19 protein-coding genes and 1 tRNA gene are annotated in these 19,971 nt (G+C 66.9%); 1 reads left to right on the top strand and 19 read right to left on the bottom strand.

Going from position 1 to position 19,971, the window contains the following annotated elements:
* From rpsS to rplK, 15 genes are all read right to left on the bottom strand, one after another.
* The gene (rpsS, locus tag ICW72_RS17930) at positions 1 to 279 is read right to left on the bottom strand and encodes a 30S ribosomal protein S19 (protein ID WP_184385307.1); all 279 of its coding nucleotides are present in this window, start codon (positions 277 to 279) and stop codon (positions 1 to 3) included.
* A 4-nt stretch (positions 280 to 283) separates the two neighbouring features.
* The gene (rplB, locus tag ICW72_RS17925; protein ID WP_184385305.1) at positions 284 to 1,120 is read right to left on the bottom strand and encodes a 50S ribosomal protein L2; all 837 of its coding nucleotides are present in this window, start codon (positions 1,118 to 1,120) and stop codon (positions 284 to 286) included.
* 4 nt (positions 1,121 to 1,124) lie between these two features.
* Positions 1,125 to 1,421 (bottom strand): 50S ribosomal protein L23, encoded by a 297-nt coding sequence (locus ICW72_RS17920; protein ID WP_191086323.1) that lies wholly within the window; start codon positions 1,419 to 1,421, stop codon positions 1,125 to 1,127.
* Positions 1,422 to 1,456: 35 nt separating this feature from the next.
* Positions 1,457 to 2,077 carry a 50S ribosomal protein L4 gene (gene rplD / locus ICW72_RS17915; RefSeq protein WP_191083930.1) on the bottom strand — a complete coding sequence of 207 codons (621 nt, stop codon included), beginning with the start codon at positions 2,075 to 2,077 and terminating at the stop codon, positions 1,457 to 1,459.
* 12 nt (positions 2,078 to 2,089) lie between these two features.
* Complete coding sequence (gene rplC, locus ICW72_RS17910; RefSeq protein WP_191083929.1) at positions 2,090 to 2,773, bottom strand: 50S ribosomal protein L3; 684 nt, start codon at positions 2,771 to 2,773, stop codon at positions 2,090 to 2,092.
* Between the two features lie 10 nt (positions 2,774 to 2,783).
* Entirely contained in the window at positions 2,784 to 3,092 is a 309-nt protein-coding gene (gene rpsJ / locus ICW72_RS17905) for a 30S ribosomal protein S10 (RefSeq protein WP_027285682.1), read from the bottom strand.
* A 16-nt stretch (positions 3,093 to 3,108) separates the two neighbouring features.
* Positions 3,109 to 4,296, bottom strand: a complete 1,188-nt coding sequence (tuf, locus tag ICW72_RS17900; protein WP_191083928.1) for an elongation factor Tu — start codon at positions 4,294 to 4,296, stop codon at positions 3,109 to 3,111.
* 50 nt (positions 4,297 to 4,346) lie between these two features.
* Positions 4,347 to 4,823, bottom strand: coding sequence for a 30S ribosomal protein S7 (gene rpsG, locus ICW72_RS17895; protein WP_184385299.1), 477 nt, complete (start codon positions 4,821 to 4,823; stop codon positions 4,347 to 4,349).
* 11 nt (positions 4,824 to 4,834) lie between these two features.
* A complete protein-coding gene (gene rpsL, locus ICW72_RS17890) occupies positions 4,835 to 5,206 on the bottom strand; it encodes a 30S ribosomal protein S12 (RefSeq protein ID WP_184385297.1) in 372 nt (123 codons plus the stop codon).
* Positions 5,207 to 5,491: 285 nt separating this feature from the next.
* Positions 5,492 to 9,676: a DNA-directed RNA polymerase subunit beta' gene (gene rpoC / locus ICW72_RS17885; RefSeq protein WP_191083927.1), complete on the bottom strand. Its 4,185-nt coding sequence runs from the start codon at positions 9,674 to 9,676 to the stop codon at positions 5,492 to 5,494.
* 85 nt (positions 9,677 to 9,761) lie between these two features.
* Complete coding sequence (gene rpoB / locus ICW72_RS17880; protein ID WP_191083926.1) at positions 9,762 to 13,949, bottom strand: DNA-directed RNA polymerase subunit beta; 4,188 nt, start codon at positions 13,947 to 13,949, stop codon at positions 9,762 to 9,764.
* Between the two features lie 175 nt (positions 13,950 to 14,124).
* Complete coding sequence (rplL, locus tag ICW72_RS17875) at positions 14,125 to 14,499, bottom strand: 50S ribosomal protein L7/L12 (RefSeq protein WP_191083925.1); 375 nt, start codon at positions 14,497 to 14,499, stop codon at positions 14,125 to 14,127.
* A gap of 147 nt (positions 14,500 to 14,646) precedes the next feature.
* Positions 14,647 to 15,162 carry a 50S ribosomal protein L10 gene (rplJ, locus tag ICW72_RS17870; RefSeq protein WP_184385289.1) on the bottom strand — a complete coding sequence of 172 codons (516 nt, stop codon included), beginning with the start codon at positions 15,160 to 15,162 and terminating at the stop codon, positions 14,647 to 14,649.
* A gap of 289 nt (positions 15,163 to 15,451) precedes the next feature.
* On the bottom strand, positions 15,452 to 16,150 hold the full coding sequence (rplA, locus tag ICW72_RS17865; RefSeq protein ID WP_191083924.1) for a 50S ribosomal protein L1: 699 nt from the start codon (positions 16,148 to 16,150) through the stop codon (positions 15,452 to 15,454).
* Between the two features lie 3 nt (positions 16,151 to 16,153).
* The gene (gene rplK, locus ICW72_RS17860; RefSeq protein ID WP_191083923.1) at positions 16,154 to 16,588 is read right to left on the bottom strand and encodes a 50S ribosomal protein L11; all 435 of its coding nucleotides are present in this window, start codon (positions 16,586 to 16,588) and stop codon (positions 16,154 to 16,156) included.
* A 257-nt stretch (positions 16,589 to 16,845) separates the two neighbouring features.
* Here rplK and ICW72_RS17855 point away from each other — a divergent pair, with 257 nt between their 5' ends.
* Complete coding sequence (locus tag ICW72_RS17855) at positions 16,846 to 17,727, top strand: DMT family transporter (protein WP_191083922.1); 882 nt, start codon at positions 16,846 to 16,848, stop codon at positions 17,725 to 17,727.
* 42 nt (positions 17,728 to 17,769) lie between these two features.
* On the opposite strand, the gene nusG is transcribed toward ICW72_RS17855, so the two are convergent.
* The 4 genes from nusG to tuf (ICW72_RS17835) form a co-directional block, all read right to left on the bottom strand.
* On the bottom strand, positions 17,770 to 18,306 hold the full coding sequence (gene nusG / locus ICW72_RS17850; protein ID WP_184385283.1) for a transcription termination/antitermination protein NusG: 537 nt from the start codon (positions 18,304 to 18,306) through the stop codon (positions 17,770 to 17,772).
* A gap of 23 nt (positions 18,307 to 18,329) precedes the next feature.
* Positions 18,330 to 18,521: a preprotein translocase subunit SecE gene (secE, locus tag ICW72_RS17845; RefSeq protein ID WP_184385281.1), complete on the bottom strand. Its 192-nt coding sequence runs from the start codon at positions 18,519 to 18,521 to the stop codon at positions 18,330 to 18,332.
* Between the two features lie 93 nt (positions 18,522 to 18,614).
* Positions 18,615 to 18,691, bottom strand: a tRNA-Trp gene (locus ICW72_RS17840).
* 56 nt (positions 18,692 to 18,747) lie between these two features.
* Positions 18,748 to 19,935: an elongation factor Tu gene (gene tuf, locus ICW72_RS17835; RefSeq protein ID WP_191083921.1), complete on the bottom strand. Its 1,188-nt coding sequence runs from the start codon at positions 19,933 to 19,935 to the stop codon at positions 18,748 to 18,750.
* Positions 19,936 to 19,971 lie beyond the last annotated feature (36 nt).

The raw sequence follows: 19,971 nt of genomic DNA, 5'->3' as shown, positions 1-19,971 counted from the left end.
TCAGTTCCGCTTCGCCTTCTTGTCGGCCGAGTGGCCGCCGAAGGTCCGCGTCGGCGAGAATTCGCCGAGCTTGTGCCCCACCATGTTCTCCGTCACCTGCACCGGCAGGAACTTCCGGCCATTGTAGACCCCAAAGGTGAGGCCCACGAATTGCGGCAGGATCGTGCTGCGGCGCGACCAGGTCTTGATGACCTCGTTGCGCGTCGAAGCACGGGCCGCATCGGCCTTCGCCAGGAGGTACCCGTCCACGAACGGGCCTTTCCAAACGCTGCGCGGCATCGGTTCAGCCCTTCGTCGCGTTGCGGCGGCGCACGATATTGCGATCCGTCCGCTTGTTGTTGCGGGTCTTGGCACCCTTGGTGGGCTTGCCCCAGGGCGTCACGGGATGACGGCCGCCCGAGGTGCGGCCCTCGCCACCACCATGCGGGTGGTCGACCGGGTTCATGGTCACGCCGCGGTTGTGCGGCTTGCGGCCCAGCCAGCGCGAACGGCCGGCCTTGCCCAGGTGCTGGTTGCTGTTGTCCGGGTTGGACACGGCGCCGATGCTCGCGATGCACTCGCTGCGCACGGTCCGCACCTCGCCCGACATCAGCTTGATCTGCGCCAGACCCGCATCCTTGCCCACGAGCTGGGCGAAGGTGCCGGCGGAACGCGCGATCTTGGCACCGGCGCCCGGCTTGATCTCGATGTTGTGGATCACGGTGCCCACGGGGATCGAGGCCAGCGGCATGGCGTTGCCCGGCTTGATGTCAGCGCGCTCGGCCGCGATCACGGCGTCGCCCACCTTCAGGCGCTGCGGCGCGATGATGTAGGCCAGCTCGCCATCCTCGTACTTCAGCAGCGCGATGAAGGCCGTGCGGTTCGGATCATACTCGATCCGCTCCACCACCGCGGGCACGCCGAACTTGGCGCGGCGCTTGAAGTCCACCACGCGGTAGGACTGCTTGTGCCCGCCGCCCCGGAACCGGACGGTGATGTGGCCGTGGTTGTTGCGGCCGCCGGAATGCGACTTGCCCTCGGTCAAGCCCTTCACGGGCTTGCCCTTCCACAGGCTGCTGCGGTCGATCAGGACCGTGCCGCGAAGGCTCGGCGTGACCGGGTTGAAGTTCTTCAGCGCCATGGCGTTACGAAAGCCCCGTCGTGAGGTCGATGCTCTGGCCTTCGGCCAGGCGCACCACCGCCTTCTTCCAGTCCGAGCGCTGGCCAGGACGGCCCTTGAAGCGCTTGGTCTTGCCCTTCATCACGAGGGTGTTCACCGCCACCACGCTGACACCGAACAGGCCTTCGACCGCCTGCTTGATCTCGGGCTTGGAAGCATCGAGCGCCACGCGGAAGACATACTGGCCCTGCTCGCTCAGCCCCGTCGCCTTCTCGGTGACGAGGGGAGAGAGGATGGCCTGGTACATCCGCTCGCCCGAAATCTTGGGCGCAGCCTTGGGCTTGCTGATGGACGCGCTCATGCCAGCCGCTCCTTCAGGGCTTCGACGCCGGCGCGGGTGACCACGAGCACGTCATGCTTCAGGATGTCGTACACATTCGCGCCCGCCGTCGGCAGCGCGTCCATGCCGGGGATGTTGCGCAGCGTGCGGGCGAAGATCTCGTCCACCTGCGCATCCACCACCAGGGCCGAGGTCCAGCCCAGCGCCTTCACGCGCTTGGCCATGACGCTCGTCTTGGCATCGGCCTCGCCCGCCGCGGTGTCGAGTACCACGAGCTTGCCGTCCTTGGCCTTCTGGCTCAGCGCCGAGATCAGGCCGAGGCGACGCACCTTCTTGTTCAGCGAGTAGCCATGGTCACGGACCACCGGCCCGTGGACCACGCCACCCGTGCGGAACTGCGGCGCGCGCAGCGAGCCCTGGCGGGCGCTGCCCGTGCCCTTCTGGCGGTAGGGCTTCTTCGTGGTCCCGGAGACCTCGCCCATGCCCTTCGCCTTGTGCGTGCCGGCCCGGCGCTTCGCGAGCTGCCAGTGCACGACGCGCGCCATGATGTCCGCGCGGGGCGCGGCGCCGAACAGCTCTTCCGGCAGCTCCGCGGAGCCGGCCGGTGCGTTGTCCAGCGTGATGACGTTGACCTGCATTGTCCTCGATCCTCAGACCGTCGCCGCGGGGAAAGGCGCGTCGGCGGGGCGCGCGCGCTTCACCGCGTCGCGCACCATGACGTAGCTTCCGGCGGAACCAGGCACCGCGCCCTTCACCAGCAACAGGCCCCGCTCCAGGTCATGCCCGGCGATCTCGAGGTTCTGGGTGGTGATGCGCTCGACACCGAGATGGCCGGCCATCTTCTTGTTCTTGAAGGTCTTGCCCGGATCCTGGCGGTTGCCGGTGGAGCCGTGCGAGCGGTGGCTGATGGACACGCCGTGCGAGGCTTCGAGGCCCGCGAAGTTCCAGCGCTTCATCGCACCCGCGAAGCCCTTGCCCTTCGAGGTGCCCGTCACGTCCACCTTCTGGCCGGGCACGAAATGCGCCGCGGACAGAACGGTGCCGGCCGGCAGCATCGCCTCAGGCGCCACGCGGAATTCGACGACCTTCATCGGCGCCTCGACGCCCGCCTTGGCGAAATGGCCGCGGTTGGGCTTCGACACGTTCTTGGGCTTGGCGGTGCCGAGGCCGACCTGCACGGCGGTGTAGCCGTCGGTCTCCTCGGTCCGCTGCGCCACGACGCGCACGGCATCCACATGCAGCACCGTCACCGGCGTGCTCGATCCGTCTTCGTTGAACAGACGGGTCATGCCGAGCTTGCGCGCGAGCAGACCAGTCCGGGTCTGGGTGGCCATGACCGGATCCTCAGATCTTGATCTCGACGTCCACGCCGGAGGCGAGGTCGAGCTTCATCAGCGCGTCCACGGTCTGCGGGGTGGGGTCGACAATGTCGAGAAGGCGACGATGCGTGCGGATTTCAAACTGCTCGCGGCTCTTCTTGTCCACATGGGGCGAGCGGTTCACCGTGAAGCGCTCGATCTGCGTCGGCAGCGGGATCGGGCCCCGCACGCGCGCGCCCGTCCGCTTCGCGGTGTTCACGATCTCCCGCGTGCTGCCATCCAGCACGCGGTGATCGAACGCCTTGAGGCGGATGCGGATGTTCTGGCTGTCCATGGAAGTGACGCCTGCCTTACTTCGAAATGCTGGCGACGACGCCCGCACCCACGGTGCGGCCACCCTCGCGGATCGCGAAACGAAGGCCCTCATCCATCGCGATCGGCGCGATCAGCTCCACGTCCATCGAGACGTTGTCGCCGGGCATCACCATCTCGACACCTTCCGGCAGCTGCACCACGCCCGTCACGTCCGTCGTGCGGAAGTAGAACTGCGGACGGTAGTTCGTGAAGAACGGCGTGTGGCGGCCGCCCTCCTCCTTCGTCAGGATGTACGCCTCGGCCTTGAACTTCGAGTGCGGCTTGATCGAACCGGGCGCCGCCAGAACCTGGCCACGCTCCACATCCTCGCGCTTCGTGCCGCGCAGCAGCGCGCCGATGTTGTCGCCCGCCTGGCCCTGGTCCAGCAGCTTGCGGAACATCTCAACGCCCGTGACGACCGTCTTCACCGTGTCCTTCAGGCCCACGATCTCGACTTCCTCACCGACCTTGATCACGCCGCGCTCCACGCGACCCGTCACCACCGTGCCGCGACCCGAGATCGAGAACACGTCCTCGACCGGCATCAGGAACGGACGGTCGATCGCGCGCTCGGGCTGCGGAATGTAGCTGTCCACCGCCGCCATCAGCGCCAGCACCGCCTGCTCACCGATCTCAGGCTGCTTGTCTTCCAGCGCGCACAGCGCCGAGCCCTTGATGATGGGGATGTCGTCGCCAGGGAACTGGTAGGAGGACAGAAGCTCGCGCACCTCCATCTCCACCAGCTCGACCAGGTCGGGGTCCGCCATGTCCATCTTGTTCAGGAACACCACCAGCGCGGGAACGCCCACCTGGCGCGCCAGCAGGATGTGCTCGCGCGTCTGCGGCATCGGGCCGTCCGCCGCCGACACCACCAGGATCGCGCCGTCCATCTGCGCGGCACCCGTGATCATGTTCTTCACGTAGTCCGCGTGGCCAGGGCAGTCCACATGCGCGTAATGGCGGTTCTGCGTCTCGTATTCCACATGCGCCGTCGAGATCGTGATCCCGCGCGCGCGCTCCTCAGGCGCCTTGTCGATCTGGTCGTACGCCGTGAACGTCGCACCACCCGTCTTCGCCAGCGTCTTCGTGATAGCCGCCGTCAATGACGTCTTGCCATGATCCACATGGCCGATCGTCCCAATGTTGCAGTGCGGCTTGTTCCGCTCAAACTTCGCCTTGGCCATCGTCGTGCATCCAATCCGAAAGGGGTCTCAAAGGCGCCCAGGGCGCCGAATTACCAGCGGTAGTGGCTGAAGGCCTTGTTGGCTTCGGCCATGCGGTGCGTGTCTTCGCGCTTCTTCACAGCAGTGCCGCGGTTGTTCACCGCATCCATCAGCTCGCCGGAGAGGCGCTCTTCCATGGTGCTTTCGCCGCGCTTGCGGGCGGCGTCGATCAGCCAACGGATGGCCAGCGCCTGGCGCCGCTCGGGGCGGACCTCGACAGGCACCTGGTAGGTGGCGCCACCGACGCGGCGCGAACGCACCTCGACGGCCGGCTTCACATTGTCCAGCGCCTCATGGAACAGCCGCAGCGGGTCGCTGTTGGGGCCACCCTTGCGCTTCAGCGTGTCCATGGCGGCATAGACGATGCCTTCAGCAATGCTCTTCTTGCCGTCATACATCAGCACGTTCATGAAACGGCTGAGGACGACATCACCGAACTTGGGGTCCGGCAGAACTTCGCGCTTCTCGGCGCTGTGACGACGCGACATCTCTCAGACCCTCACTTCGGCCGCTTGGCGCCGTAGAGCGAGCGCCGCTTGCGCCGCTTCGGCAGGCCCTGCGTATCCAGAACACCGCGCAGGATGTGGTAGCGCACACCGGGAAGGTCCTTCACGCGCCCGCCACGGATCAGCACCACCGAGTGCTCCTGCAGGTTGTGGCCTTCACCGGGGATGTAGCTCACCACCTCGAAACCATTGGTCAGGCGCACCTTCGCGACCTTACGAAGCGCCGAGTTCGGCTTCTTCGGCGTGGTCGTGTAGACGCGCGTGCAGACGCCGCGCTTCTGCGGGCAACCCTGCAGGGCCGGAACCTTGTTCTGGCTCCTCCGCGGCTCGCGCCCCTGCGCGATGAGCTGGTTGATCGTCGGCATGACGCCCCTTCGTAACCTTAATCGTTTCCCAGGTCGCGCACCAAACGACACGCGGCCCGGCGGGCGCGCTTGCGCTCCGACCGGGCCACCGCGTCAACTCCGGGCCTGAGCCCTCCGAAAAGGGCGGCGTCCGAAGCAAGGCGTTTGAACCAACACACCCAAAGGAAGCCGAAACCACCCTCGGGCAAGGCGGGTGTGATACGCACCCACCCCGGCGGAGTCAAGTGAACCCCGCCGGTAAAAGCCGGGGCAAAGGTCGTTAACCCCCGCCCCTGGCACAGGGCCCTATTCCGCCGCCGCGGGGCGGCCGTCGGGCTCCGGCAGCGCCGGCGCGGCCGCCGGCAGGCGCCCGCTGTCACGCTGCGCGGCGATGGCACGCAGGCGGTTCATCACCGAGCCCGTGCCCGCGGGGATCAGGCGCCCCACGATCACGTTCTCCTTGAGGCCACCCAGGTTGTCCACCTTGCCGGCCGTGGCCGCCTCGGTGAGCACGCGGGTCGTCTCCTGGAAGGAGGCGGCCGAAATGAAGCTCTGCGTCTGCAGGCTGGCCTTGGTGATGCCCTGCAGCACCGGCTCGGCCCGCGCGGGGCGCTCGCCGAGTCGCAGCCGCTTCTCGTTCTCCGCGTCGAACTCGAAGCGGTCCACCTGCTCGCCGATCAGGAAGGTCGTGTCGCCGGGCTCGAGGATCTCGACCTTCTGCAGCATCTGGCGAACGATCACCTCGATGTGCTTGTCGTTGATCTTCACGCCCTGCAGACGATACACGTCCTGGATCTCGTTCACGAGGTAGTTGGCCAACGCCTCCACGCCCAGCACGCGCAGGATGTCGTGCGGCACGCGGGGGCCGTCCACCAACGGGTCGCCGGCCTTCACATAGTCGCCTTCCTGCACCGAGACGTGCTTGCCCTTCGGCACCAGGTACTCGCGCTCGATCGGCGGCTCGTCGCCCAGAGGCTCGCTCTTCACGATGACGCGGCGCTTGGCCTTGTAGTCCTTGCCGAACTCCACCCGCCCGTCGATGTCGCTGATGATGGCGGCATCCTTGGGCCGGCGGGCCTCGAACAGCTCGGCCACGCGGGGCAGACCACCCGTGATGTCGCGCGTCTTGGAGGATTCGCGCGGCATGCGGGCCACCACGTCGCCGGCTTCCACCATGGCGCCATTGTCCACGCTGAGCACCGTGTCGGGGCTGAGGAAGTAGCGCGCCTCGGCCCCGTTGGGCAGCTTCAGCACCTCGCCCCGCTCATCCTTCATGACGATTCGCGGCCGCAGGTCCACGCCCTTCGCCGCGGACTTGTAGTCCACCACGACCTTGGAGCTGAGGCCCGTCACCTCGTCCTGTCGCTCGACAAGGGTGATGCCCTCGATCAGGTCGGCGTATTCGACGCGGCCCGCCCGCTCCGTGAGGATGGGAAGGGTGAACGGGTCCCACTCGGCCAGCTTCTGGCCGCGCGTCACCACATCGCCATCCTGGATAAGCAGCTTGGCGCCGTAGGGGATGCGGAAGCGGGCGCGTTCGCGGCCATTCGCATCCATCAGCAGCACTTCGCAATTGCGGCTCATCACGATGGGCGCGCCGGAGCTGTTGGTGACGAGGCTGAGGTTCAGCAGCTTCGCCGTCGCTTCCGTCGTGGCCTCCACCGCCGACTGCTCGGCGCCACGCTGCGCCGCGCCACCGATGTGGAAGGTGCGCATCGTCAGCTGCGTGCCCGGCTCACCGATGGACTGGGCCGCGATGACGCCCACCGCCTCACCCATGTTCACCGGCGTGCCGCGCGCCAGGTCGCGGCCATAGCAATGGCCGCAGACGCCCTGCTTGGATTCGCAGGTCAGCACCGAGCGGATCATCACCGCCTCGACGCCCGCCGCCTCCACACGCTCGGCGGCCGCTTCCTCGATGAGCGTGTTGCGGGGGACGATGATCTCGCCCGTCGCCGGGTCGATGATGTCCTCCTGCGAGGTCCGGCCCAGGATACGTTCGCTGATGGAGGAGACGACGTCACCGCCATCCATCACCGCGCGCACGTTCAGCCCGCGCTCCGTCCCGCAATCATCTTCCATGATGATGCAGTCCTGCGCCACGTCCACGAGACGCCGCGTCAGATAGCCCGAGTTCGCCGTCTTCAGCGCCGTGTCGGCCAGGCCCTTGCGGGCGCCGTGGGTGGAGTTGAAGTACTCCAGCACGGTCAGGCCTTCCTTGAAGTTCGAGATGATCGGCTGCTCGATGATCTCGCCCGAGGGCTTGGCCATCAGCCCGCGCATGCCGGCCAGCTGGCGCATCTGCGCCGGCGAACCGCGCGCACCGGAATGCGACATCATCCAGACGGAGTTGGTCGGACGGCCGATCTCCTGCTTCTGGATCTCCTTCATCATCGCGCCGGCGACGGCATCCGTGCAGCGCGACCAGGCGTCCACGACCTTGTTGTAGCGCTCGCCCGAGGTGATGAGGCCGTCGAGATACTGCTGCTCGAACTCCTTCACCTCGGCCTTGGTGGTGGCGATCAGGCCTTCCTTCTCGGCCGGGATCATCATGTCGTTCTTGCCGAAGGAGATGCCGGCCTTCGCCGCGTGACGGAAGCCGAGACCCATCAGGCGGTCGGCGAAGATCACGCTCTCCTTCTGGCCGCAGTGACGGTATACCGCGTCAATCACGTCGGAGATGGTCTTCTTCGTCAGCAGCCGGTTCAGCAGGCTGTAGGGCAGCGCCGGGTGCTTGGGCAGCAGGGCGCCCATCAGCATGCGGCCCGCCGTGGTCACCACGCGCTCCATCACCAGCTGGCCGTCCGCGTTCATCGTCTCGCGGCGGGTGCGGATCTTCTGGTGCAGCGTGATGGCGCCGACCGAGAGCGCGTGCTCGATCTCGGCCAGCTCACCCAGCAGCGGCGCGTCCTTTTCCTCGGTCGCGAGGAATTCCGGCGTCTCCAGGCTGAGGTAGTAGATGCCGAGCACGATGTCCTGCGACGGCACGATGATCGGCTTGCCGTTCGCGGGGCTGAGGATGTTGTTGGTGGACATCATCAGCACGCGCGCTTCGAGCTGCGCTTCCAGGCTGAGCGGCACGTGGACCGCCATCTGGTCGCCGTCGAAGTCGGCGTTGAAGGCGGTGCAGACCAGCGGATGCAGCTGGATGGCCTTGCCCTCGACCAGCACCGGCTCGAAGGCCTGGATACCCAGGCGGTGCAGGGTGGGGGCGCGGTTCAGCAGCACCGGGTGCTCGCGGATCACTTCCTCCAGGATGTCCCACACCTCGGGACGCTCCTTCTCCACCATCCGCTTCGCCTGCTTGATGGTGGAGGCGTGGCCGTACTTCTCCAGCTTCGAGTAGATGAAGGGCTTGAACAGCTCCAGCGCCATCTTCTTCGGCAGGCCGCACTGGTGCAGCTTCAGCTCCGGGCCCACCACGATGACCGAGCGGCCCGAATAGTCCACGCGCTTGCCCAGCAGGTTCTGCCGGAACCGGCCCTGCTTGCCCTTCAGCATGTCGGAGAGCGACTTCAGAGGGCGCTTGTTGGTGCCCGTGATGGCGCGGCCGCGGCGACCATTGTCGAACAGCGCGTCCACCGCCTCCTGCAGCATCCGCTTCTCGTTGCGCACGATGATGTCGGGCGCGCGCAGCTCGATCAGCCGCTTCAGGCGGTTGTTGCGGTTGATGACGCGGCGATACAGGTCGTTCAAGTCCGAGGTCGCGAAGCGGCCGCCATCGAGCGGCACCAGCGGGCGCAGCTCGGGCGGGATCACCGGGACGACGTCCAGGATCATCCACTCCGGACGCGCGCCGGATTCGCTGAAGGCCTCGATCAGCTTCAGGCGCTTCACCAGCTTCTTGCGCTTGGCCTCGCTGGTGGTCTCCTTCAGCTCCGCGCGCAGGCGCGTGCCTTCCTTGCCCATGTCGAGCCCGGCCAGGATCTCCTTCACCGCCTCGGCGCCGATGCCCACGCGGAAGGCGTCCTCACCGAACTCCTCCTGCTTCTGGTAGAGCTGGTCCTCGTTCACGAGCGAGTGCAGCTTCAGGTCCGTCAGGCCCGGCTCCAGCACCACATAGCTCTCGAAGTAGAGAACCTTCTCCAGCTCCTTCAGCGACATGTCCACCATCAGGCCGACGCGGCTGGGCAGGGACTTCAGGAACCAGATGTGCGCGACGGGCGCCGACAGCTCGATATGGCCCATGCGCTCGCGCCGTACCTTGGCGAGCGTCACTTCCACGCCGCACTTCTCGCAGACGATGCCGCGGAACTTCATCCGCTTGTACTTGCCGCACAGGCACTCGTAGTCCTTGATCGGCCCGAAGATGCGGGCGCAGAACAGCCCGTCCCGCTCCGGCTTGAAGGTGCGGTAGTTGATGGTCTCGGGCTTCTTGATCTCGCCATACGACCAGGAGCGGATCTGCTCCGGCGAGGCCATGGAGATCTTGATCTGGTCGAAGGTCATCGCCTGGCCGGTCTGGCCCAGGATCTTCATCAGCTCGTTCATGCCGCCTCGCTCTCTGCCCGGCGCGCACGCCGGGCGTTGAAGGGGTGTGGGCGGGGCGCGTCAGGGCGCCCCGCGAAATGCGAAATCAGGGGCCGCGATTCTCGAGGTCCACGTTCAGGCCGAGGGACTTCAGCTCCTTCACCAGGACGTTGAAGCTCTCGGGGATGCCGGCCTCGAAGCTGTCCTGGTCGCGGACGATCGCCTCATAGACCTTGGTGCGGCCGGACACGTCGTCCGACTTCACCGTCAGCATCTCCTGCAGCGTGTAGGCGGCGCCGTAGGCTTCCAGCGCCCAGACCTCCATCTCGCCGAAGCGCTGTCCACCGAACTGCGCCTTGCCGCCCAGCGGCTGCTGGGTGACGAGGCTGTAGGGGCCGATCGAACGCGCGTGGATCTTGTCATCCACCAGGTGGTGCAGCTTCAGCATGTAGATGTAGCCGACCGTCACCTTGCGCTCGAACCGCTCGCCCGAGCGGCCATCGTGCAGCCAGACCTGGCCCGAGGTGTCGAGGCCCGCGCGCTCCAGCATGCCCTCGATGTCACCCATGCGGGCACCGTCGAAGACGGGCGTCGCGATGGGGATGCCCTTCTTCAGGTTGTCGCACAGCTCGATCAGCTGGTCCTCGTCCATGGGGGCGATGTCGCGTTCGAACACCTCCTCGCCATAGACCTCGCGCAGCTTCGCGTGCAGCTCGTCCCGCACGGCGGAGGAGCGGCGGAAATCCTCCACCAGCTCACCGACCTGGCGGCCGAGATTGGCGCAGGCCCAGCCCAGATGCGTCTCCAGGATCTGACCGACGTTCATGCGCGAGGGCACGCCCAGCGGGTTCAGCACCAGGTCCACGCTCGTCCCATCTTCCAGGAAGGGCATGTCCTCGATGGGCACCACGCGGGAGACCACGCCCTTGTTGCCGTGGCGGCCGGCCATCTTGTCACCGGGCTGCAGCTTGCGCTTCACCGCCACGAAGACCTTGACCATCTTCATCACGCCAGGCGGCAGCTCGTCGCCGCGCTGCAGCTTCTCGACCTTGCTGTCGAAACGCTTCTGCAGCCGCTCCACCGCCGCGTCGAATTCGCGCTTCAGCGCCTCGATCTCGGCCATGGCGGCATCGTCCGCCACCGCAATCTGGCGCCAGGTCGCCTTGGCGAACTGCTCCAGCACCTCGTCGGTGATGACGGTGCCGGCCTTCACGCCCTTGAAGCCGCCGCTGGCCTTGCGGTTCAGCAGACGCTCGCGCAGACGGCCGTAGAAGCTGCGCTCCTGGATGGCCTTCTCGTCGTCGCGGTCCTTGGCCAGGCGCTCGATTTCGGCGCGCTCGATCGCCATCGCGCGCTCATCCTTGTCCACGCCGCGGCGGCTGAACACGCGCACATCCACGATGGTGCCGGACACACCGGGCGGCAGGCGCAGCGAGGTGTCGCGCACATCGCTGGCCTTCTCGCCGAAGATGGCACGGAGCAGCTTCTCCTCCGGCGTCATCGGGCTTTCGCCCTTTGGCGTCACCTTGCCGACGAGGATGTCACCAGGGTGCACCTCGGCGCCGACATAGACGATGCCCGCCTCGTCGAGGTTGCGCAGCGCTTCCTCGCCGACATTCGGGATGTCGCGGCTGATCTCCTCCTGGCCCAGCTTCGTGTCGCGCGCCATCACCTCGAATTCCTCGATGTGAATGGAGGTGAACACGTCGTCGCGCGCGATGCGCTCGCTGATGAGGATGGAGTCCTCGAAGTTGTAGCCGTTCCAGGGCATGAAGGCGCAGAGCACGTTGCGGCCCAGCGCCAGCTCGCCCAGCTCCGTGCTGGGGCCGTCGGCGATGATCTCGCCCGGGCTCACCCGGTCACCCACCTTCACCAGCGGGCGCTGGTTGATGCAGGTGCTCTGGTTGGAACGCTGGAACTTCCGCAGACGATAGATGTCCACGCCCGTGGTCTGCCCGTCACCGCCCGTCGCGCGCACCACGATGCGCGCGCCGTCGATCTGGTCCACCACGCCTTCGCGGCGGGCCGAGATGGCCGCGCCCGAATCCCGCGCCACCGCGGCTTCCATGCCCGTACCCACCAGCGGCGCGTCGCTCTTGATGAGCGGCACGGCCTGGCGCTGCATGTTGGAGCCCATCAGCGCGCGGTTGGCGTCGTCATTCTCCAGGAACGGGATCAGCGCGGCGGCCACCGAAACGAGCTGCTTCGGCGAGACGTCGATCGCCGTCACCTCCTCGGGCTTCACCAGGCGGAAGTCGCCGCCCTGGCGCACGCTGACGAGTTCGCTGAGGAACTGGCCCGTGCCGGCATCCACCTCGGCATCGGCCTGGGCGACGACCAGCTTCTCCTCCTCCATGGCGGAGAGGTAGCGCGGCTCGCCCACGATCATGCCGTCCTTCACGAGGCGGTAGGGCGTCTCGATGAAGCCGTACTTGTTCACCCGCGCGAAGGTGGCGAGCGAGTTGATGAGGCCGATGTTGGGCCCTTCCGGCGTCTCGATGGGGCAGATGCGGCCGTAATGCGTCGGGTGCACGTCGCGCACCTCGAAGCCGGCACGTTCGCGGGTCAGACCGCCCGGGCCAAGCGCCGAAAGGCGGCGCTTGTGCGTCACCTCGGAGAGCGGATTGGTCTGGTCCATGAACTGCGACAGCTGGCTGCTGCCGAAGAATTCACGCACCGCCGCCGCCGCCGGCTTCGCGTTGATCAGGTCATGCGGCATCACGGTGTCGATATCCACCGACCCCATGCGCTCCTTGATCGCGCGGTCCATGCGCAGCAGGCCGACGCGGTACTGGTTCTCCATCAGCTCGCCCACCGAGCGCACGCGCCGGTTGCCGAGGTTGTCGATGTCGTCGATGGAGCCGCGGCCATCCTTCAGGTCCATCAGCACGCGCATGGTGCTGACGATGTCCTGCTTGCGCAGCGTGCGCAGGTAGTCCGGCGCCTCCTCCAGCGAGAAGCCCAGGCGCATGTTCATCTTCACGCGACCCACCGCCGAAAGGTCATAGCGGTCGGCGTCGAAGAACAGGCCCTTGAACAGCGTCTCCGCGGTTTCCGGCGTCGGCGGCTCGCCCGGGCGCATGACCCGGTAGATGTCCATCAGCGCTTCTTCGCGGTTGCTGTTCTTGTCCACCGTCAGGGTGTTGCGGATCCAGGGGCCGACGGACTGGTCGATGGCCAGCGTGGGCAGGCGGTCCAGCCCGGCATCCTCGATGGCGGCGAGCTTGGCTTCCGTCAGCTCCTCGCCGGCCTCGGCCCAAATCTCGCCGGTCTCGTAGTTCACGAGGTCCTCGGCCATGAAGCGGCCCAGCAGGTCGGCGCGCCCGACCAGAACCTCGGTCGTCCCGGCTTCCGCGATCTTGCGGGCGGCGCGGGGCGTCATCTTGGTGTCCTTCTCGGCCACCACGGCGCCGGTGCGCGCATCCACCAGCGGCTCCAGCAGCTTGATGCCCTTGAAACTGTCCGGGTCGAAGGCGCGCGACCAGCCCTTGGGCGAGCGCGTGAAGACCACCTGGCCATAGAAGGCGGCGAGGATTTCCTCTGCGTCCATGCCGCGGATTTCCGCCGGGTCCATCTCCAGGCCCTGGGCCGCGCGTTCCACGCGCTTGGCCTCGGTGGCGGCGCTGTCCAGCGCCATCAGCAGGGTGGAGGCCGGCAGCTTGCGCTTGCGGTCAATGCGGACATAGCAGATGTCCTTGGCGTCGAACTCGAAGTCGAGCCAGGAACCGCGATAGGGAATGACCCGCGCGGCGAACAGGTACTTGCCGCTGCTGTGCGTCTTGCCGCGGTCATGGTCGAAGAACACGCCGGGCGAGCGGTGCATCTGGCTGACGATGACGCGCTCGGTGCCGTTGATGATGAAGGTGCCGTTGTCCGTCATGAGCGGCATGTCGCCCATGTAGACATCCTGCTCCTTGATGTCGCGGACGGAGCGCGCGCCGGTGTCCTCGTCCAGGTCCCAGACGATCAGGCGCAGCTTCACCTTCAGCGGCGCGGCGAAGGTCAGGCCGCGCTGGATGCATTCCTCGACGTCGTACTTGGGCTCCTCCAGCTCGTACTGGACGAATTCCAGACGGCCGCGGCCCGCGAAGTCGTTGATGGGGAAGACGGACTTGAACACCTCCTGCAGCCCGGTATTGGTCCGGCTGTCGGGGTGCGTCTCCATCTGCAGGAAATTGGCGTAGGAGGCGCGCTGCACGTCAATCAGGTTCGGCATCGGCGCAATCTCGGGCAACCGCCCGAAGCTCTTGCGGATCCGCTTGCGTGCCGTGAACGACTTGCTGATTGCGTTCATGCCTGTTCCGCTTTCCTATCAAGGCTTGATGCGCGGACCCATCGCCCGGCATCGGTAGTTTGGCTCCAGCGGGCACCCTGCCCCCCGAAACAGCCAGAGGGGCGGCAACCAGACCCTGATTGCCACCCGCCCCAACCTGGTAGAAACCGCTGCGCCGAAGGTGGCGCGGCGGGAATTACTTGACTTCGACCTTGGCGCCGTTTTCTTCCAGCACCTTCTTGATCTTGTCCGCCTCTTCCTTCGACACGTTTTCCTTCACGGTCTTCGGCGCGCCCTCGACCAGGTCCTTGGCTTCCTTCAGGCCCAGGCCGGTGATCGTGCGGATTTCCTTGATCACGTTGATCTTCTTGTCGCCACCGGCGGCGAGGATCACGGTGAACTCGGTCTGCGCCTCGGCGGCGGGGGCGGCGGCGGCGGCCGGCGCGGCGGCAACGGCCACCGGCGCGGCGGCGGAGACGCCCCACTTCTCTTCCAGCATCTTGGAGAGCTCGGCAGCCTCCAGGACGGTCAGGGCGGACAGCTCGTCAACGAGCTTAGCGAGATCGGCCATATGCGTATTCCTTCGATTTAATAGCTTGACTGTGGCTTGACAACCCCACCGCGCCACGCGGCAGGGCCAGAGTGTTCGGTGGCAGCCTCGGCCCCCTGTGCGGGGAGAGGACGCGCGACCCGGTGCCGGGGCGAAGCCCGGCCGGGATCACGCGGCGTCCTTCTCCGCATAGGCCTTCAGCACCCGCGCCATCTGCCCGCCAGGTGCCTGCAGCACCCCGGCGATCCGCGTGGCCGGGGTCTGGATCAGACCCACAAGCCCCGCGCGCAGCGTCTCCAGAGACGGCAGCTCGGCCAGCGCCTTGACCCCTTCGGGGGCCAGGTTCTGGGTGCCGAGCGCACCGCCCAGGATCACGAACTTGTCGTTCGTCTTGGCGAACTCCACGGCGGTCTTCGCCACCGCCACAGGGTCCGTCGACCACGCAAGCGCGGTCGGACCCTTCAGCAGCGGCGCGATGCCCTGGAAGCGGGTGCCGTCGAGGGCGCGAGTGGCCAGCCGGTTCTTCGCGACCTTGTACGTCGCGCCCGCGGCCCGCATCTTCCGGCGCAGATCATCCACCGCCGCGACCGTCAGACCCTTGTTCTGGGCGACGAGCACGAAGGATGTCTCACCGAAGACGCCGACCAGGGACTCGACGAACGCGCGCTTTTCCGTGCGGTCCAATTCACGTCTCCGTCGGTGGCCGGAACCTTTTGGAAGGGCGCCGGCCGGTTCACACGGGGGTGGCGGGACCATTCCCCCCACCCCGTTCGCCTGTCGTTGCCGGAAAGCCAAGCCATCATTGCCCGGGCCCGTGGCCCAGGAATGGCATCTCGGTTCCCCGTCTCATGCGGGCGGGGCGGACCCCTTCAAGCTGCCCGTTCCCGGGCGGCACCTGCAATCTCCGACAGGATCGGCGGGGGCGAACCCCCGCCTGCGCGGCCAGGCCCCGAAGGCCCCGGCCGAATTCCGTTCAGCCCGCGCCGATGGTGGAGACGTCCACCTTCACGCCCGGACCCATGGTGGAGGACACGGCCACCTTCTTCACATAGGTGCCCTTGGCGCCCGTGGGGCGCGACTTCTGGATGGCGTCCACGAAGGCGCGGGCGTTGTCCAGCAGCTTGTCGGCGTCGAAGCTCGCCTTGCCGATGCCGGCATGGACGATCCCCGCCTTCTCGGCGCGGAACTCCACCTGACCGGCCTTGGCGGCGGTCACGGCACCCTTCACGTCCATGGTGACGGTGCCGAGCTTGGGGTTGGGCATCAGGCCGCGCGGGCCCAGCACCTTACCGAGGCGACCGACCAGCGCCATCATGTCCGGCGTCGCGATGCAGCGGTCGAAGTCGATCTTGCCTTCCTGCACGGCGGCGGCCAGGTCATCGGCGCCCACCACGTCGGCGCCGGCGGCCAGCGCCTCCTCGGCCTTCGGGCCGCGGGCGAAGACGCCCACGCGAACCGTTTTGCCGGTGCCGTTGGGCAGGCCCACCACGCCGCGGACCATCTGGTCGGCATGGCGCGGGTCAATGCCGAGGTTCATCGAGATCTCGATGCTCTCGTCGAACTTGGCCTTCGCATTGGCCTTGGCCAGGGCGATGGCTTCCTCCAGCGGGTAGAGCTTGGCGCCGTCCACCTGGGCGGAGAGGGCCTTCATGCGCTTGGTCATCTTTGCCATGGCTCAGCCCTCCACCACGGTCATGCCCATGGAACGGGCGGAACCGGCCAGCATCCGCACCGCGCTCTCGACGTCGGTGCAGTTCATGTCCTTCATCTTGACCTGGGCGATCTCACGCAGCTGCGTCTTGGTGACGCGGCCCACCATGGCGCCCTTGCCGGGCGTGTTGCTGCCCTTCTCGATCTTCGCCGCCTTCATCAGGAAGTAGGTGTTGGGCGGGGTCTTCGTGATGAAGGAGAAGGTGCGGTCCGTGTACGCCGTGATGACGACAGGCGTCGGGGTGCCCGGCTCCATCTGCTGCGTCGCCGCGTTGAATTCCTTCACGAACTGCATGATGTTCAGCCCGCGCTGACCCAGCGCCGGGCCCACCGGCGGCGAAGGGTTCGCCTTGCCGGCCGGGATCTGCAGCTTGATGTAGCCTGCGATCTTCTTTGCCATGAACCTGTTCAGTCCTCTCGCGTTGTGAGAGACCCGCGGTGCCAGCGGTCCCCCGCCAAGTGGGGCGAGGGCAACCTCCCGCGTTTCTCCACCCCGGCGGCATGGCCACCGGGGTTGAAGCGGGGCGCGTAGCGCGGAACGCGAGGCCTGTCCATCCCTGGCGGCGGCCCGGAATGCGTGCCCCTCGTGGCGCGCATGGGTCGCATCCACCCCCCCTGCCCTGGACGCGGCGCGCGCCCCGGCCCCATCCTGCGGCGGTGAGTAGCATCGCCCCCCCGTCCCGCATCCTCGTCGGCATCCTCTTCATGGTCACCGCGGGACTGCTGTTCCCCGTCATGGGAGGCTTCGCGAAGCTTCTGGGGCAGGACTACTCCTCGCTGCAGATCTCCTGGGCGCGGGCCTTCGGGCACATCCTGTTCCTCTCCGCGCTCTTCATGCCGCGGATGGGGCTGGCATTGTTCCGCACCAAGCGGCCGGGGCTGCAGCTGGCGCGGTCCTCCATGCTCTTCACCTCGAACCTGTGCTTTTTCTACGCCATCGCCTTCATCCCGCTGGCCAAGGCGGCCGCCATCTCGCTGGCGGCACCACTGATCGTGGCCCTGCTGGCCTGGCCGATGCTGAAGGAACGGACCACCTGGGGGCGCGTGATCGCGCTGCTGATCGGCTTCGTGGGTGTGCTGGTGGTGATCCGGCCCGGAACGGCACTGTTCCACTGGGCTTCCCTCTTCATCCTGACCAGCGCCACCGCCTATGGCGTCTACCAGATCCTGACGCGGCTGATCGCGAGTTCGGATTCGCCCGAGACCTCCGCCCTCTATTCCGCCTTCGTGGGCGGCTTCGGCATGCTGGTGGTGCTGCCCTTCGTCTGGCTGACGCCCGCGAGCCTGCTCGATGTGGGGCTGTTCATCGGGGTGGGGGTGCTGGGGGCGCTCGGCCACTACTGCGTCGCGCGGGCCTTCGGCTACGCGCCGGCCAACATCATCTCGCCCTTCCAGTATTTCCAGCTGCTGGGCTCGGTGGCGGTGGGCTGGCTGCTGTTCACCGAATTCCCCGACAGCATGACTTGGCTGGGGGCCGCCATCATCTGCGGGGCGGGGCTGTATATCGGCTGGAGCCAGACGCGGCGGCGGCCGGCGTGACCACAGCCGGGTAAGCCGGCCGCAGCGCGGCCGGCAATTCGGCTAAAGCTTCTCGACCTGCCCGTATTCCAGCTCCACGGGGGTGGAGCGGCCGAAGATGGACACGCTGACCTTCACGCGGCCCTTCTCCTCGTCCACCTCTTCCACCGTGCCGTTGAAGCTGGTGAAGGGGCCGTCGGAGACGCGCACCTGCTCGCCCACCTCGAAGAGCACCGCGGGGCGGCGGGGCTTCTCGGCCCCCTCCTGCACGGCGTTGACGATGCGCATCGCCTCGGCCTCGGTGATCGGCTGGGGCTTGTTGCGCGCGCCCAGGAAGCCCGTGACCTTGGGCGTGTCGCGCACCAGGTGCCAGGTGTCGTCGGTCATTTCCATCTTCACCAGGACATAGCCCGGGAAGAACTTGCGCTCGGCGTCCACCTTCTGGCCGCGGCGCACCTCGGTCACCTGCTCGGTCGGCACCAGGATGTCGTCGATCCGGTCCGCGAGGCCGGATTTGGCCGCCTGCGCGCGAATCTGCTCGGCGATCTTCTTTTCGAAGCCCGAATAGACATGCACCACATACCAACGCTTGTCGGCCATCGGCCTGAACCCCGCTTGCGCTGTCACAGACCGAACACCCAGCCCATCAGGAGCTGGATGATCTGGTCCACGATCAGGAAAAACACCGCCGCGAGCGCCGACAGGGCCAGCACCAGGCCAGTGGTGATGAGCGTCTCCTTGCGTGTCGGCCAGGTGACCTTGGAGGTCTCCTGCCGCACTTCCCGGACGAACTGGACGGGGTCGGGTTTGGCCAAGGTGCTGTGTCCTGAAACGTCGCCGCAATATGCGGCCTCTGAAAGCATGACGGCGGCCGTTGTGCAACGTGCCGCCGCCAAGCAGGTCAAATCTGGCAGGGGTGGAGGGTCTCGAACCCCCAACCTCCGGTTTTGGAGACCGGCGCTCTAGCCAATTGAGCTACACCCCTCCGCGGCAACCGCGCCGGGGGTTATCCCCCCTGCGCGGCCGCGCCGCAAGCGGGCCTTACTTCGAAATGCTGGCGACGACGCCCGCACCCACGGTGCGGCCACCCTCGCGGATCGCGAAACGAAGGCCCTCATCCATCGCGATCGGCGCGATCAGCTCCACGTCCATCGAGACGTTGTCGCCGGGCATCACCATCTCGACGCCCTCAGGCAGCTGCACCACGCCCGTCACGTCGGTCGTGCGGAAGTAGAACTGCGGACGGTAGTTCGTGAAGAACGGCGTGTGGCGACCGCCCTCCTCCTTCGTCAGGATGTACGCCTCGGCCTTGAACTTCGAGTGCGGCTTGATCGAACCGGGCGCCGCCAGAACCTGGCCACGCTCCACATCCTCGCGCTTCGTGCCGCGCAGCAGCGCACCGATGTTGTCGCCCGCCTGGCCCTGGTCCAGCAGCTTGCGGAACATCTCAACGCCCGTGACGACCGTCTTCACCGTGTCCTTCAGGCCCACGATCTCGACTTCCTCACCGACCTTGATCACGCCCCGCTCCACGCGGCCCGTCACCACCGTGCCGCGACCCGAGATCGAGAACACGTCCTCGACAGGCATCAGGAACGGACGGTCGATCGCGCGCTCGGGCTGCGGAATGTAGCTGTCCACCGCCGCCATCAGCGCCAGCACCGCCTGCTCACCGATCTCAGGCTGCTTGTCTTCCAGCGCGCACAGCGCAGAGCCCTTGATGATGGGGATGTCGTCGCCAGGGAACTGGTAGGAGGACAGCAGCTCGCGCACCTCCATCTCCACCAGCTCGACCAGGTCGGGGTCCGCCATGTCCATCTTGTTCAGGAACACCACCAGCGCGGGAACGCCCACCTGGCGCGCCAGCAGGATGTGCTCACGCGTCTGCGGCATCGGGCCATCCGCCGCCGACACCACCAGGATCGCGCCGTCCATCTGCGCGGCACCCGTGATCATGTTCTTCACGTAGTCCGCGTGGCCAGGGCAATCCACATGCGCGTAGTGACGGTTCGACGTCTCGTATTCCACATGCGCCGTCGAGATCGTGATCCCGCGCGCACGCTCCTCAGGCGCCTTGTCAATCTGGTCGTACGCCGTGAACGTCGCACCACCCGTCTTCGCCAGCGTCTTCGTGATAGCCGCCGTCAATGACGTCTTGCCATGATCCACATGGCCGATCGTCCCAATGTTGCAGTGCGGCTTGTTCCGCTCAAACTTCGCCTTGGCCATCTGTGGTCCCGCTCCGCGAATGATCGTTCCTGAAAC

The sequence above is a fragment of the Roseococcus microcysteis genome (genome assembly GCF_014764365.1).
GTDB classification, from domain to species: Bacteria; Pseudomonadota; Alphaproteobacteria; order Acetobacterales; family Acetobacteraceae; genus Roseococcus; species Roseococcus microcysteis.
Note: the sequence above shows the minus strand (reverse complement) of the source record. Positions and strands in the feature narration are given on the sequence as shown.

What these genes read in the sequence shown, in the direction of transcription:
- rpsS (WP_184385307.1), bottom strand. Translation starts at nt 279, where the DNA reads ATGCCGCGCAGCGTTTGGAAAGGCCCGTTCGTGGACGGGTACCTCCTG.
- rplB (WP_184385305.1), bottom strand. Translation starts at nt 1,120, where the DNA reads ATGGCGCTGAAGAACTTCAACCCGGTCACGCCGAGCCTTCGCGGCACG.
- rplD (WP_191083930.1), bottom strand. Translation starts at nt 2,077, where the DNA reads ATGCAGGTCAACGTCATCACGCTGGACAACGCACCGGCCGGCTCCGCG.
- rplC (WP_191083929.1), bottom strand. Translation starts at nt 2,773, where the DNA reads ATGGCCACCCAGACCCGGACTGGTCTGCTCGCGCGCAAGCTCGGCATG.
- rpsJ (WP_027285682.1), bottom strand. Translation starts at nt 3,092, where the DNA reads ATGGACAGCCAGAACATCCGCATCCGCCTCAAGGCGTTCGATCACCGC.
- tuf (WP_191083928.1), bottom strand. Translation starts at nt 4,296, where the DNA reads ATGGCCAAGGCGAAGTTTGAGCGGAACAAGCCGCACTGCAACATTGGG.
- rpsG (WP_184385299.1), bottom strand. Translation starts at nt 4,823, where the DNA reads ATGTCGCGTCGTCACAGCGCCGAGAAGCGCGAAGTTCTGCCGGACCCC.
- rpsL (WP_184385297.1), bottom strand. Translation starts at nt 5,206, where the DNA reads ATGCCGACGATCAACCAGCTCATCGCGCAGGGGCGCGAGCCGCGGAGG.
- rpoC (WP_191083927.1), bottom strand. Translation starts at nt 9,676, where the DNA reads ATGAACGAGCTGATGAAGATCCTGGGCCAGACCGGCCAGGCGATGACC.
- rpoB (WP_191083926.1), bottom strand. Translation starts at nt 13,949, where the DNA reads ATGAACGCAATCAGCAAGTCGTTCACGGCACGCAAGCGGATCCGCAAG.
- rplL (WP_191083925.1), bottom strand. Translation starts at nt 14,499, where the DNA reads ATGGCCGATCTCGCTAAGCTCGTTGACGAGCTGTCCGCCCTGACCGTC.
- rplA (WP_191083924.1), bottom strand. Translation starts at nt 16,150, where the DNA reads ATGGCAAAGATGACCAAGCGCATGAAGGCCCTCTCCGCCCAGGTGGAC.
- rplK (WP_191083923.1), bottom strand. Translation starts at nt 16,588, where the DNA reads ATGGCAAAGAAGATCGCAGGCTACATCAAGCTGCAGATCCCGGCCGGC.
- nusG (WP_184385283.1), bottom strand. Translation starts at nt 18,306, where the DNA reads ATGGCCGACAAGCGTTGGTATGTGGTGCATGTCTATTCGGGCTTCGAA.
- tuf (WP_191083921.1), bottom strand. Translation starts at nt 19,935, where the DNA reads ATGGCCAAGGCGAAGTTTGAGCGGAACAAGCCGCACTGCAACATTGGG.